This is a genomic window from Frigoribacterium sp. Leaf263, from assembly GCF_001422285.1.
Taxonomy (GTDB): domain Bacteria; phylum Actinomycetota; class Actinomycetes; order Actinomycetales; family Microbacteriaceae; genus Frigoribacterium.
The window spans coordinates 1-12,612 of the sequence record NZ_LMMO01000006.1 but is presented as its reverse complement, the minus strand read 5'-3'; the positions used below and the strand labels follow the sequence as shown (position 1 = coordinate 12,612).

Annotated in this window: 14 protein-coding genes; 7 read left to right on the top strand and 7 right to left on the bottom strand. The window is 66.6% G+C overall.

Annotated features, from left to right (window positions below; translation table 11 throughout):
• Positions 1-133 precede the first annotated feature (133 nt).
• From ASF17_RS15390 to ASF17_RS13795, 4 genes are all read right to left on the bottom strand, one after another.
• Positions 134-844, bottom strand: coding sequence for a zf-HC2 domain-containing protein (locus ASF17_RS15390; RefSeq protein WP_082452595.1), 711 nt, complete (start codon positions 842-844; stop codon positions 134-136).
• Positions 841-1,347, bottom strand: coding sequence for a sigma-70 family RNA polymerase sigma factor (locus tag ASF17_RS13805; RefSeq protein WP_055801561.1), 507 nt, complete (start codon positions 1,345-1,347; stop codon positions 841-843). Before ASF17_RS13805 ends, ASF17_RS15390 begins: the two co-directional genes overlap by 4 nt.
• A gap of 298 nt (positions 1,348-1,645) precedes the next feature.
• Complete coding sequence (locus tag ASF17_RS13800) at positions 1,646-2,152, bottom strand: COG4315 family predicted lipoprotein (protein WP_158612599.1); 507 nt, start codon at positions 2,150-2,152, stop codon at positions 1,646-1,648.
• Between the two features lie 428 nt (positions 2,153-2,580).
• On the bottom strand, positions 2,581-3,648 hold the full coding sequence (locus ASF17_RS13795; RefSeq protein ID WP_055801336.1) for a sodium:calcium antiporter: 1,068 nt from the start codon (positions 3,646-3,648) through the stop codon (positions 2,581-2,583).
• Positions 3,649-3,655: 7 nt separating this feature from the next.
• Here ASF17_RS13795 and ASF17_RS13790 point away from each other — a divergent pair, with 7 nt between their 5' ends.
• From ASF17_RS13790 to ASF17_RS13775, 4 genes are all read left to right on the top strand, one after another.
• Complete coding sequence (locus tag ASF17_RS13790; protein WP_326934206.1) at positions 3,656-4,420, top strand: cation diffusion facilitator family transporter; 765 nt, start codon at positions 3,656-3,658, stop codon at positions 4,418-4,420.
• The gene (locus ASF17_RS13785; protein WP_055801328.1) at positions 4,417-4,998 is read left to right on the top strand and encodes a DUF305 domain-containing protein; all 582 of its coding nucleotides are present in this window, start codon (positions 4,417-4,419) and stop codon (positions 4,996-4,998) included. Before ASF17_RS13790 ends, ASF17_RS13785 begins: the two co-directional genes overlap by 4 nt.
• 268 nt (positions 4,999-5,266) lie before the next feature.
• Positions 5,267-5,548: a hypothetical protein gene (locus tag ASF17_RS15785; RefSeq protein WP_162236431.1), complete on the top strand. Its 282-nt coding sequence runs from the start codon at positions 5,267-5,269 to the stop codon at positions 5,546-5,548.
• A gap of 121 nt (positions 5,549-5,669) precedes the next feature.
• Positions 5,670-6,215, top strand: coding sequence for a uracil-DNA glycosylase family protein (locus ASF17_RS13775; protein WP_055801317.1), 546 nt, complete (start codon positions 5,670-5,672; stop codon positions 6,213-6,215).
• Here ASF17_RS13775 and ASF17_RS13770 read toward each other — a convergent pair whose 3' ends face one another.
• Positions 6,216-7,124 (bottom strand): LysR family transcriptional regulator, encoded by a 909-nt coding sequence (locus ASF17_RS13770; RefSeq protein ID WP_162236429.1) that lies wholly within the window; start codon positions 7,122-7,124, stop codon positions 6,216-6,218.
• A 69-nt stretch (positions 7,125-7,193) separates the two neighbouring features.
• On the opposite strand from ASF17_RS13770, the gene ASF17_RS13765 reads away from it, so the two are divergent.
• Positions 7,194-8,342 (top strand): TDT family transporter, encoded by a 1,149-nt coding sequence (locus tag ASF17_RS13765; protein WP_055801309.1) that lies wholly within the window; start codon positions 7,194-7,196, stop codon positions 8,340-8,342.
• Between the two features lie 32 nt (positions 8,343-8,374).
• Here the strand turns inward: ASF17_RS13765 and ASF17_RS13760 are convergent, their stop codons facing one another.
• The gene (locus ASF17_RS13760; protein WP_054145818.1) at positions 8,375-8,818 is read right to left on the bottom strand and encodes a hypothetical protein; all 444 of its coding nucleotides are present in this window, start codon (positions 8,816-8,818) and stop codon (positions 8,375-8,377) included.
• 620 nt (positions 8,819-9,438) lie between these two features.
• Here ASF17_RS13760 and ASF17_RS13755 point away from each other — a divergent pair.
• Positions 9,439-9,936, top strand: a complete 498-nt coding sequence (locus ASF17_RS13755) for a helix-turn-helix transcriptional regulator (RefSeq protein ID WP_055801306.1) — start codon at positions 9,439-9,441, stop codon at positions 9,934-9,936.
• Positions 9,937-10,550: 614 nt separating this feature from the next.
• Here the strand turns inward: ASF17_RS13755 and ASF17_RS16050 are convergent.
• The coding region (locus ASF17_RS16050; protein WP_162236435.1) for a MarR family transcriptional regulator at positions 10,551-10,832 on the bottom strand (282 nt) is incomplete at its 3' end.
• A 221-nt stretch (positions 10,833-11,053) separates the two neighbouring features.
• Here ASF17_RS16050 and ASF17_RS13745 point away from each other — a divergent pair.
• On the top strand, positions 11,054-12,612 hold a 1,559-nt coding region (locus tag ASF17_RS13745; RefSeq protein ID WP_156357444.1), incomplete at its 3' end, for a flavin-containing monooxygenase.

Here is a 12,612-nt window from a genome sequence, read left to right as displayed (position 1 = left end):
AGCCGATCCGCCACCGAGAGCGATTTCGGACCGATTTATCGAGACGATCTGGGCCCCGCAACTAAGAGGGAGTGGTCGCAGCCAACGAGCGTCCGGTGACCGACCGTCTAACGGGCGTCTCGTTCGGAGGTGCTCAGGTGTCTAGCCGAGCCAACGCGACCGTGGATCCCTGCAAGCGGATTTCTACACTCGTGATCTTCAGGCTGGGAATAGCCGTCGACGCAGACAGATCTGCGGCACGCGAGCCAGCTGCGTCCCACGTCGCGACGGTAAGCGTGGTGTTGTCCGTTTGTGTGACCACGAGCTCGTATCGGGAGTTGTCTGGCGCATCCGCGCCGTAGTCGCAGTTCCAATCGAGCCTCGTGCCCCAAGATTTCTCCTCGATCTGCAGACCGGCAGTAAGGGTGGTGGAGTCAGTTCCGGGGTCCATGGGCTGGAACGTCATTTGGGCCGTCGCTGGGCCGACGTCGTTTCTTGCGCCCACGGCGAGCCCCCCGAAGACGGCGGCAGCAACAGCAGCGGCAACTGCGAGAGCCATGACTCCTCGGCGGCGGCGTTGACTCTTGCGGAAGCGGTGGGCCATCAGCGACAACGTTTCTGATGGCGCCTGAGTTTCATCCATACCCAGAGGTGAATGGATGGCAAGGGCCTCTTCCGGCGAGATTCGGCTCAGGATGCCTGGGAGACCCGCAAGTTCCGTCACCGCTTCACGGCAGTTGGCGCAGGTACTGAGGTGCTGCTCGTATTCGCGACGTTCATCGGTGGGGAGCGCTCCGAGGACGTAGGACGCGTCCCAGTCTTGGTAACGGTCCTCGTTAGCTTGAAGATCGGGATGCTCAGTCATCGTGTGACGCCCCTTTCTTGGAGGGCTAGCCTCAGCCCGCGTAACCCATAGTGGAGCCGCGATTTCGCGGTTCCTTCTGGGATGCCAAGCCGTCTCGAAATTTCAGGAATGCTCTGACCAGCGAAGTACGCATCGATGACGATCTGACGGTGGTGGTCGGAGAGCGACGCCAGCGCGTCCGCAACGATGATGCTGTCCAGGACGGCATCAGTGCGATCGAGAGCAGTGCCTTCTACCTCGCCAAGGGCTGCCACTTCTCGTCGACTCCGGGCAGATCGTGCGTCGTCGATGACGAGGCGCCGAGCGACCGTGAACAGCCACGCTTGAGCCGCATCCTTGTCGAGCTCCAGCACCTTAGGACGCTGCCATGCTCTCAGCATCGTCTCTTGAACGATGTCCTCGGTCAGCGCCGCGTTCCGAGTGAGGCTGTGTGTGTAACGGCGAAGCGCCCCGCCGTGGCACTCGAACAATGTCGACAAAAGCTCGTCACTGGCTCGGGCCATGACCTTCACCGCCTCGCGCCAGTGAAGTCCGGCTAGTGCCTGATCCAGGACCGCCTCTTGTCGTGCCTGTATCGAGCGCACCGAGGAACGCCGATGCGCACCAGTGATCGAACCTCATGCCATCGACCAGGCCAGGACATGGGTTCACCGTCTGAGCGGAAGCAGTCGACGTATTCGCACCCACTGTCTCTGCCTTGATGTCGATGAGCACTGCCTTGTGGCTCCTTTGCTCGGGTGGGGTTGTGGAGCTGCGAGGGCCTGCAACCCGGAGAGTTCTGTCCGGCAGGCACGCGCGCGATCAGGAGGCTGGGGTCGCTGCGCCCTCAGTGGCTGCTTCCATGTTGATCGTGCCGTCCGGCTGGAGGACGTACCAGGCATCCTTCACGCCCTGTCCGTTGACCTGTCCAGGTTCGGTGTCCTTCGCGAACCGGTACACCGGCCAGCCGTCGACGGTCAGCTGGGTTGTCCCGTCCGTGCGGGTGAGGGAACCGATCTCGCCCGTGATGCCTTCTGGGGAGGACGTGTCGGAGGCTTCAACTGCCGGCCAGGTCGTGGCGCATTCGTCGTAGCAGTTGCTGGTGCCCGAGTCCTGCTCGTCCATCTTGAACGTGTAGATCGTGTACCCGGCGTCGTCGGTGATGATCTCGCCCAGGGGAGACGTTGCGGTGCCGAGGACTGCCGCTGCCGCGGTGGTCTCGGCGGGGGCCGGCTCGGTGGAGTCGGTCGTCGTGGATGATTCGGCAGATGTGGTGCACCCGGAGAGAGCGGCCGCCGCCAAAACGGCCGTCGTGAGGGTGATGGTCATTCGCTTGTGCATGATTCCTCCTGCTGGTACGCCGGCCCAGGTAGCCCGCTTACTACGAACACGATGCAGCTCATCCAGAAGTTCATCCGTGGCCGAAAAAGATTGGCGGTCGCAGGCAGCCGTCCTCACTCCCGGCGAAACGGGTGGCAAACGCGAGTGGCAACCCTGCACCGAGGGCACCGCTGTCACACATCATCACTCTGGGCCACTGTTCGCAGCTGCGGCGTCACGCCCTGCTGGACGACGTGACTATCCATGTTCACGACGTGATCTGGTCTCGAAACATCCCCCGGGACCGGATTACGGCGATCTCAGACGTCGGCCAGGTCGAGTACAAGGACGCCCGCGGCTACAGCAGCATGGGCGCCTTGGTCAACTTCCACGGCTCATTGGGCTTGACGGTCGCCAGTGTCGCCGGGCTGGTCCTGTCAGCCGAGCGTGATGGCGACGAGGCCACCGATGCCGACCGCGTAGAGCACGAGCACGACGAACGAGTCCACGCCCATGCCCGCGATGCGTCGTCGCGGCCGAAAGAGCAGGCCGACGGCGTAGACGAGCGTGAGGAGCGCGGCGAGGGCGGTCAGGTAGACGTCGCTGGTGTTCGACTGGGGCAGGATCGCCTGCCCGGAGATGACCGTGGCGACGAGGAAGAGCACGGGCAGGAAGGCGTTGCCGCCGAAGATATCGCTCATGGCCAGGTTGTCGTCGCCCTGCTTGACGGCCTGCAACCCGGTCGAGATCTCGGGCAGGCTCGTCGCCAGGGCCAGGACTGTCGCGCCGAACAGCACACCCGACAAGCCGATCTGCGACGCGGCCGCGTCGCCCGCGCGTTCGAGCACGACGCCGGCGACGAGCGTGGCGAGGGCCGACAGGCCGAAGACGACCGCGGCCTTCTTCGTGCTCATGGTCGTCGGCGACGGGTTCGAGCGCGTCCGGTGTCCGCGCGGTCGCGGCGTCGACGTGTCAGGTGCCGCTCCGGCCTCGTGCCACGGCAGGCCCTTGCCGGCACGCCGGACGAGGAACAGGCCCACGAGCCAGATGACGGCGATGAGGACGACGTCCGGCGTCAGGCGCGCCACTGTGAGCGAGGACGGCAGCTGGGTTCCAGCGATGACGACGGCGAGGACCGCCACCACGACCAGTGCCTCGAGCAGCAGCCCTAGGGAGGCCGCGCGATAGGTGAGGGGGTGGACACCCTTGCCGCGTTTCCCGAGGGCGTCCAGGACGACGAGGACGACCGTCTGAAGGGCGATGCCGCCGAGGATGTTGCCCGCGGCCACCTCGAGCGAGCCCGAGAGGGCGGCGCTGACCGTGATGGCGATCTCGGGCAGGTTGGTCGCCACCGCGAGGACGATGAGTCCGCCGAGCGCGCTACCGAGGTGGAGTCGGGAGTCGAGGACGTCGGTCGTTTTCGACAGCTGGATGCCGGCGACCCAGATGACGGCGGCGCCGGCGACGAAGATGGCGGCTAACAGCCAGAGGGGAAGGGTGTCCATGCGTGCTATGCAACTCCTCGGGGTGCGCCTCTCGACGCGGGGCGATCGTCGAGACGGATGCCGGCGGCCCCCGGCCGGTCCAGGCGCCTTGCACTCGTCGGCAGCCGTCGCGGGCTGGGAATCGATCAACCGCCTCATCGACCCCAGGCCGATCGCGAATCCCTGGCTGCTGGTCGCCGCTGGGCTCATCGGCTTTGCAGACAACGAACTCGTCGCGATCTACCGCATCCGCGTCGGGCGACGGATCGGATCGGCAGCCCTTGTCGCTGACGGGGTCCACGCCCGCCTGGACGGCTTCACGTCCCTGTCTGTCGTGCTGGGCGCCATCGGGGTCCTCGCCGGGTTCCCGCTCGCGGACCCCATCATCGGCCTGCTCATCGCAGCCTCGATCATGGTCCTGCCCTGGGGGACGGTGAAATCCATCGGCCGACGGCTGATGGACGGCATCGACCCCGACCTCCACAAGCGAGCCGAACACGCCCTGGAACACGCCCTGGGCGTGCGGGGCGTCCACGATCTTTATCTCCGGTGGATCGGGCACCGTCTCACCGGCTCCGCAACCATCGAGGTCGACGCCGAAGACCTCCTGACGGCGTCCCAGACCGCCGACCAGGCCGAGGCGCATCTGCGCGCTGCGCTCGGCAACCTCGACGCGTTCACCGTTACACCGATACCACCGGTGCCGGCTCAGAGGCTCTCATCAGCCGTACGCGGCACGATACCTCCGGGGGGTATCTTTTTTTCGATTCTGATCCTGGAAGAACGACCATGAACCGCACCGCCACCATCTTCATCAGCGCAACTGCGACCATTGCTGCCCTCGCCCTCGCGGGGTGCGCCGAGGCGTCGTCGTCCGCAGGCGACACGTCGTCCGCGTCGTCGTCCCAGGCTGCTGCCTTCAACGATCAAGACGTCATGTTCGCCCAGATGATGCTCCCGCACCACACCCAGGCCGTCGAGATGAGCGACATGCTCCTCGCGAAAGACGGTATCGACGGGGACGTGATCACCCTTGCCGAGACGATCAAGGCCGAGCAGGCCCCGGAGATTGATCAGCTCACGACATGGCTCAAGGCTTGGGGGCAGGACACTGAGGCGTCCATGGATCACTCCATGGACGGCATGATGAGCGACTCCGACATGGACGCCCTCGAGAATGCTGACGGAACCGACGCGGCGCGGCTGTTCCTGGAACAGATGACGACACACCACGAGGGGGCTGTCGAGATGGCGCAGACCGAGATCGAGGGTGGGCAGAACCCTGACGCGGTCCAGCTGGCGACAGCGATCGTCTCCTCTCAGACTGACCAGATCGACACGATGGAAGACCTCCTCGCGGTAATCAAGTAGCCGTCCTCGTCGCAGGCCAGCGTGCCCCAAGACGGTCACCAGAATCTCGGTCTTGGTAATGCAGTCCCGGGATGGCTCGGGGAGCCACAAGCAGCGGAATTTTGGTCGCCACCTGGGGTGGCAGCGATACCGGTCGCCGGCCTCGTGGTCGACGTCGCTCCCGCAGTCCTGCTGGTGAGGATGTGACCCGTGCTGAAAACGTCCGCCTAGCAATCGGTCACCGGTTGAGGCAGCCCCAGGCATCATGAGGGGCATGAGAGCGGGGACAGTGACTTACGGGAAGACCCTCGCTGGTGTCTTGGCTGTTCTCAGCGATGTCGATCCGTATGGTCTCGAGCCTGGTCAGCCGGACGGTGCTCCGTCAGATGAGTGCGAGATGGAGGCGGTCGACCTGGTTCGCATTCTCCTCAGGGCCGATGCCGTCACGATCCTTGATGTCGAGGCGGTGTGGATGCGCTGGTTCTCGGAGTCGCTCGTCCTTCGACTCGGACCGCCCCGAATGGCGCAACTGGTTGATCGCTTGAACGCACGCGTGGACGGTGCCCGATAGAGGATCGCCCACTGGATCACTTGCTGTGGGGCGAGTGCACTCGGAGCGGACGCCGTCTTGGTCGTTCCGCGTCGTCGGTGAGCGTGGGCGGAAATGGTCCTCGACGTCGTAGCGTCTAGGGATGCAGCAGCCGAGGGGCCTCGATCAGCTCGTGTCGGAATGGCGGAGCTCCGGACCAGGACGTGCGCGCTTCGTGCCGGGCTTCGACCCATCAGGTGGAGGAGCAGCGGCGAAAGTCCTCGTGCTGATGGAATCACCCGGTCCTGCCACGATCAGGCAGGGCGAGGACGCGATCAGCAGTGAGGACAACCCGGGGCCGACGGCGTCTGCGTTCAGGCGAGCACGGATCGAGTCGGGGCTGGGCAGGCACGTCTACCTGCGATGGAACATCGTCCCGTGGGCCCTTGGTCGGGCGCCGACCGTCACCGATCTCGACGAGGCACGCCCTGCCCTGGCTCAGCTGCTCGTTTCTCTGCCGCAGCTGCGGGCGATCGTGACCTTCGGAACTCCGGCCCTGACGGGCGTGATGAGGTACTTCACCCTGGAACCGCGTGCGAGGGTCGTGCCCGTGCTCGCAGCACCCCATCTGTCGCCGGCGAACGCCACCCGCGCCGGCGAGAAGCACCTGCGGGCCGTCACGGCCCTACGGCACGCTTCGCTCCTCTGATCATCTCCGCGAGGAGTGGGGGCTGTGCTGCAACGCGGCGATCACGGCCAGGAGCTCCTGCGCCCCGGCGCTCAGACCGGCCGACCACACAGCGCGAAACGGTCGTCTCAGGTCGACGGCTGCCGGGACGGTGACGAGGCGCCCGGCGCGGAGGTCGTCCTCGACCAGCAACGAGCTGATGACTCCCGGACCCACACCGCCGGCGATGGCCGCCCGGATGGCGCCCGTCGACGACAACTGCGCAGCGGGTTCTGCCATCAGGGCAGGGTCGATCCCCAGGGCGAGCTCGAGGGTCCGGCGGGTGCCCGAGCCCGACTCCCGAGACACGAGCGGTGTGGATGCGAGATCCGCTGCCGTCACGGGTTCGGACTTCGATGCCCATGCGTGCCTCGGCGAGACGACGACGAGCAGTTCGTCGACACCCAGGACGGTCGTGGCGAGCCCGTCGGCCTCATCAGGGGTCTCCGTGAACCCGAGGTGCGCGCGCCCCGAACGGACCTCGTCGACGACCCAGTCGCTGTTGCCCGATTCCAGGCGCACCCGGACACGATCCGCTGCCGCTGTCATCCAGCGTGGCATCAGCGCCTCTGACACCGTCTGACTCGCCGCGACGAGGAGAGCGTCGGAGGCGCCGGTCATCAGGGTGTCCAGCGATCGTTCGAAGGTGGTCGCCGCCTCGAGCAGGGGTCGGCCCCACTCGCACACCAGGAGTCCGTGCTCGGTCAGCGCCGAGCCCGCCCGAGAGCGGACGAGCAACGTACGACCCAGCCGCCGCTCGGCGCCCGTGATGCGAGACGACGCCGCCTGCTGGCTGATGCCCACCGATGTCGCGGCCCGGCCCAGACTGCCCGATCTCGAGATCGCCTCCAGCAGTCGGAGCGTCTCGAGATCAACAGGGAGTCCGGTCACAAGGATCGATTGTGACACCACAAGCATCCGCCCGTATCGGCAGCCGGACGCACGTACGAAGATCGAGGCATGCCTGCCGCGATCACACCGACTGTCGCCCCTCCCCGCACGCACGGTCTGTTCCGCCAGCTCGAGCACCGCGGGCAGATCGTGTCGAACCTGACCCCGAACTGGTTCGCGTCGATCATGGGGACCGGCATCGTCGCCAACGCCGCGGCGACCCTGCCGTTGCAGTTCCCGGGGCTGCGCCCCGCCGCGACCATCGTCTGGGCACTGGCCAGCGTGTTGTTGGTCGCTCTCAGCACGGCGACCGTCATGCACTGGGTGCGTTACCGAGCCACCGCGCGGGGGCATCGACTCAATCCGGTGATGGCGCACTTCTACGGGGCACCGCCCATGGCGCTGCTGACCGTCGGCGCGGGCACCCTGCTCTTGGGCAAAGACGTCCTCGGTACGCCCCTGGCGGTCGGCATCGACTGGGTGTTGTGGACCATCGGCACGGTGCTCGGCCTCGTCAGCGCGATCGCGGTCCCGTACCTGACGTTCACCCGGCACGACACGGCCCCCGACAGTGCGTTCGGCGGCTGGCTCATGCCCGTGGTTCCCCCAATGGTGTCTGCCTCGACCGGTGCGCTGCTGCTGCCCTTCCTGCCCGCGGGGCAGGCCAGGCAGAACATGCTCTGGGGGTGCTACGCGATGTTCGGGTTGTCGTTGCTGGCGTCGATCGTGATCATCACGCTGATCTGGTCACGCCTGGCCCAGCACAAGATCGGCCCGGCCGGCATGGTCCCGACCCTCTGGATCGTCCTCGGCCCCCTGGGGCAGTCGATCACCGCGGCCAACCTGCTCGGTGGCAACGCCCACCTCGCCGTCGACCAGGGAACCTCGCACGCCCTGTTCGTCTTCGGGCTCGTCTACGGTGTGCCCACTCTGGGATTCGCCCTGATGTGGGCGGCACTGGCATCGGCCATCACCCGCCGCACCATCCGCCAGGGGCTCCCGTTCTCACTCACCTGGTGGTCGTTCACCTTCCCCGTCGGCACCTGCGTGACAGGCCTGAACGGTCTGGCCCTGCACACGGGACTCGTCGCGCTGCAGGTACTGGCGGTCGTGTTCTACATCGGGCTCGTCGGGGCCTGGGTCACGGTCGCCGTGCGCACCTTCCACGGCAGCGTCATACGCGGAACGCTCCTCGCGCCTCCCCGTCCCCTGCCCTGACCGCGGACGACGAGGGTGCGTGGGGGAGTGGCTCAGATCGAACAGGCGTCGTTCCAGTCACGGCGATAGGCCTCGGGGTCACTGACGTCGACGATGGCCGAGGCGGCGCCCTTGGGCTCGTCACGCGACCGGTAGCTCTCGAACGCCACCGCACTGCGGTCGTTGCTCGCCGGATCACGCACCCCGGAGGCTTCGACCCACAGAGTCCAGTTCCACCGCGTCCGGACGCCAGGCTGCAACGCGCCTTCGCCGACGACCAACAGCACGTCCGTGCCGGCGGGTGAAGACTCGAAGTCTGCGCCCGTGAATGATCGGACCGACGACGTGAGGCCTCTCGCGCTGATCTCCCGAGCTAACTGACTGCCCATGTCCGAGAGATGCTCGCCAGCATCGCCATCCACAGCCACGATGCCTCCACCGGACGGAAGCTGACTCAGCATCTCGGAAACCAAGTCATGGATGACGGTGTTGCTCATGATGCTTTCTCCTGCTCACTCGTTCGTCGAAACGGAAAAGGGAGTCGGCGGCCGCCGACTGATGCGGCTGCACGAAGCGGTCGCGAACCTGATGCAACCACGAGCATGCGCCGACGTTCAGCCCTGTAGAAGCGCGTGCTTGGAGCGCCCGATAGGGGATCGGCTAGCGGACCGCCTCGTCGCCTGGAGAGCCCAAGGTCGTAGCGGTGTTCGCGGTCGCATCACCTGTCCTCCCTCGATCTGCACGGGCCTGCCGACGCTCTCTCGCCTCAGCATCCTGGCGCTTCTGGGTAGGACTCGTTCTGGCAGTCCCGAGGATGGCCATCCCGAGCAGGGCCAGCACGATGATGAGAGCCACTGGGGCGATGACGATCGAGAGCACAGCGCCTCCGAGAAGTAGTGATGTCTGAAGTTAGCGAACTTCGACAGCGTGGTCGAGGCCGAAGGGCGGGGCCCGATAGGGGATCGCTAATCGGACCCGATCTGAGACCGGTGACTGCGGCTGCGGTGGAGATGATGGTCGGGACGGAATACTCCGAGGTGTTCTGTCGCGAAGGTGTCGCGTGCTTGTCGGGTCGGTGTCGTGGACCTCGGGGCTGGGCGTTCCTAGTGTGAGGTCCATGAACGAAACACGGATCGTCGATCTCCGGACCCAGATGGGTTGGACCCAGGAACGCCTCGCTGACGAGAGCGGCGTGACCGTGCGCACCGTCCAGAGGCTCGAGGCGGGCAACGACGGGAGCCTCGACACGCTGTCCCGAGTGGCGAAGGCATTCGGTGTCCCGGTGCGGGATCTCTTCGTCACTATGGCCGAGGACGACTATGGCCGCTCGGTCACCGCCCTCGACGAACGAACGACTTGCCAGCAGGAACGGCGGGGCCGTGTGGAGGAGGGCTTCCGAGCCTTGTACTACGGGGTGGGCGTGCTCTTCACGATCGCCGTGGTCGTCGCAGTCGCCATCGACGTCGTGCCGAACGTCGCGATCTTCTCGATCCCCGCCTACTGGGTAGCCGGGTGGTTGCTGTCGATGTTCTTGTTCCTCGTCGTCCTCAGCCCTCGCCTGGACCGCGCCTATCCCCTCTCCCATGCCGCCACGGACGAGGCGACGAGCAGATAGATACAGCGTCCCGATAGCCGATCGGCGTCCGGACAGTTTGGTCGTCTCATATCCTCACGGCCACGCAACGACGACTTCGAGACTGACGTGTCTTCATTGCGCGGGCGTCTCGCCCCGGCCACGAGACACCAATGCGCCAAGCCGGAATCCGATCCTGACGACATCGATGGTGACGGCCTCATGCTGAGGTGCCCGCGGCTCCCAGGTGCCGTGCGATGGCCGACATGCCTCGCTCGAGCCCCGCCAGCTCGTCGTCGGTGAGTGCGGCGAGCACCTCGTCGTCGAACTCGGGGCGTCGGCGAGCTTGGCGACGAGGGCCTCGCGGAGCGGTGCGATGCCGCCGTNCCGCGGCTCCCAGGTGCCGTGCGATGGCCGACATGCCTCGCTCGAGCCCCGCCAGCTCGTCGTCGGTGAGTGCGGCGAGCACCTCGTCGTCGAACTCGGGGCGTCGCGCCACGAGCCCCCGCACGACGGTGCGGCCGAGGGGCGTCGCCCGGACCTGTCTGACGCGGTGGTCGTCGGGGTCGTTCGTCCGGGCGGCGACTTCCTGCCCGACCAGTCGGTCGAGCACGCCCGACATCGTGGCCAGCGACACGTCGAAGGTCTGAGCCAGNGTCGTCGGGGTCGTTCGTCCGGGCGGCGACTTCCTGCCCGACCAGTCGGTCGAGCACGCCCGACATCGTGGCCAGCGACACGTCGAAGGTCTGAGCCAGYCGGCTGGCGGTCGTGCCGCCGTCGGTGGTGACGAGCACCGTCAGGACCTTGAGTTGTCGCGCGGTGAGTTCCAGTGAGAGCAAGGGGGTGACCGACGACGGCAGGACTACGGACTCCATGCTCGTGGTGGCCTCGCGGAGTCGCTGGAGGATCGCGCTCCGCCCAACGCCCTCCTCCATCATCAGGCCACAGGGACGACGGCAGGACTACGGACTCCATGCTCGTGGTGGCCTCGCGGAGTCGCTGGAGGATCGCGCTCCGCCCAACGCCCTCCTCCATCATCAGGCCACAGTAGGGCGTCTCGCAGTCAGCGCCCAGCCGAAGTGCTTAGTGCAAAGCTAACCTTTGTCGATGCCAGACGACGACGTGCCGGCCCACCCGCTCGACGAGATGAGGGACGACCATGACCACGAAGCAGCCCGACATGCACACCATCGGAACGGACGAGATCGATCTCGAGGCGCTGCGCGACAGGTACGCGGCCGAGCGTGAGCGGCGGATCCGCCCCGAGGGATCGGGTCAGTACCGCAGAGYCGCCGGTGAGTTCGGCTACTACGCCAAGGACCCCTACACCCCCCGGGTMGAGCGTCAGCCGCTCACCGACCGGGTGGAGGTCCTGGTGATCGGCGGAGGGTTCGGTGGCCTCGTGACCGGGGCGCGCCTCCGGCAGGCCGGTGTCGAGTCGATCCGCATGATGGACGAGGCAGGCGACTTCGGTGGCACCTGGTATTGGAACCGCTACCCGGGTGTGCGCTGCGACATCGAGTCGTACGTCTACATGCCCCTCCTCGAGGAGGTCGGGACCATCCCCGGATGGCGGTACGCCCCCGGAGAGGAGATCCGGAGGCACGCCGTGGCGATCGCCGAACGGTTCGATCTCTACCGCGACACGGCCTTCCAGACCCGTGTCACCGGGCTGACCTGGGACGAGGACGCGGCCGAGTGGGTCGTCGAGACCGACCGGGGGGACCGGATGCGCTCCCGATTCGTCGTGACGTCCTCGGGCACGCTGACGACACCGAAGCTGCCGGGCATCCCGGGCATCGAGACGTTCCGGGGTCACACCTTCCACACCAGTCGCTGGGACTACGCCTACACGGGCGGCGACGCCGCAGGGGGCTTGGAGGGACTCGCCGACAAGCGGGTCGCCGTGGTCGGCACGGGCGCCACGGGTCTGCAGGTCATCCCTCACCTGGGTCGGGACGCCGAGAGCCTCGTCGTGTTCCAGCGCACGCCCTCGACCGTCGACGTCCGCGACAACCGGCCGACGGATCCCGAGTGGGCGGCGTCGCTCCGCCCGGGGTGGCAGCGGGAGCGGCAGGACAACTTCCTCGCGGTGATCTCCGGTGAGGATCATGACGTCGATCTCGTCGGCGACGGCTGGACCAGCGTCCCGCAGCTGCAGCGCGCCATGATCACCGGTCGCGTCGACCCCGACCTGAGCCCGGAGGAGCGCGAGCTCGCCGATGAGCTGCTCGACGCCCGGAAGATGACAGCGATCCGCGCGCGGGTCGACGAGCTCGTCGACGATGCAGCCACCGCGGAGGCGCTGAAGCCCTGGTACCGCTACATGTGCAAGCGCCCCGGGTTCAGCGACGAGTACCTGCAGACGTTCAACCGCCCGAACGTGACACTGGTCGACACCGCAGATCACGGAGGCATCACGCGCATGACCGAGACCGGAGTCATCGTCGGAGATACGGAGTACGAGGTCGACTGCGTCGTCTTCGCCACGGGATTCGAGGTCGGTGTCTCCGGYGTSCTGAGCGGGACGCTGCCGGTCACCGGTCGCGGGGGAGCGACCCTGCTGGATACGTGGGGGCGGGGCCCGGAGACGCTTCACGGCTTCTACACGCACGGGTTCCCGAACCTGTTCCACCTCGGCTCCCTGCAGAACGCGAACTCGGTCAACTTCGTGCACATCCTCCAAGACCAGGCCGAGCACATCGCAGCCGTCATCGG

Excerpts from the sequence above, each read along its gene's own strand:
- ASF17_RS13805 (WP_055801561.1), bottom strand. The coding sequence starts at position 1,347 with ATGGCCCGAGCCAGTGACGAGCTTTTGTCGACATTGTTCGAGTGCCAC.
- ASF17_RS13775 (WP_055801317.1), top strand. The coding sequence starts at position 5,670 with ATGCAGCAGCCGAGGGGCCTCGATCAGCTCGTGTCGGAATGGCGGAGC.
- ASF17_RS13765 (WP_055801309.1), top strand. The coding sequence starts at position 7,194 with ATGCCTGCCGCGATCACACCGACTGTCGCCCCTCCCCGCACGCACGGT.
- ASF17_RS13800 (WP_158612599.1), bottom strand. The coding sequence starts at position 2,152 with ATGACCATCACCCTCACGACGGCCGTTTTGGCGGCGGCCGCTCTCTCC.
- ASF17_RS13785 (WP_055801328.1), top strand. The coding sequence starts at position 4,417 with ATGAACCGCACCGCCACCATCTTCATCAGCGCAACTGCGACCATTGCT.
- ASF17_RS13795 (WP_055801336.1), bottom strand. The coding sequence starts at position 3,648 with ATGGACACCCTTCCCCTCTGGCTGTTAGCCGCCATCTTCGTCGCCGGC.
- ASF17_RS13755 (WP_055801306.1), top strand. The coding sequence starts at position 9,439 with ATGAACGAAACACGGATCGTCGATCTCCGGACCCAGATGGGTTGGACC.
- ASF17_RS13760 (WP_054145818.1), bottom strand. The coding sequence starts at position 8,818 with ATGAGCAACACCGTCATCCATGACTTGGTTTCCGAGATGCTGAGTCAG.
- ASF17_RS15390 (WP_082452595.1), bottom strand. The coding sequence starts at position 844 with ATGACTGAGCATCCCGATCTTCAAGCTAACGAGGACCGTTACCAAGAC.
- ASF17_RS13790 (WP_326934206.1), top strand. The coding sequence starts at position 3,656 with ATGCAACTCCTCGGGGTGCGCCTCTCGACGCGGGGCGATCGTCGAGAC.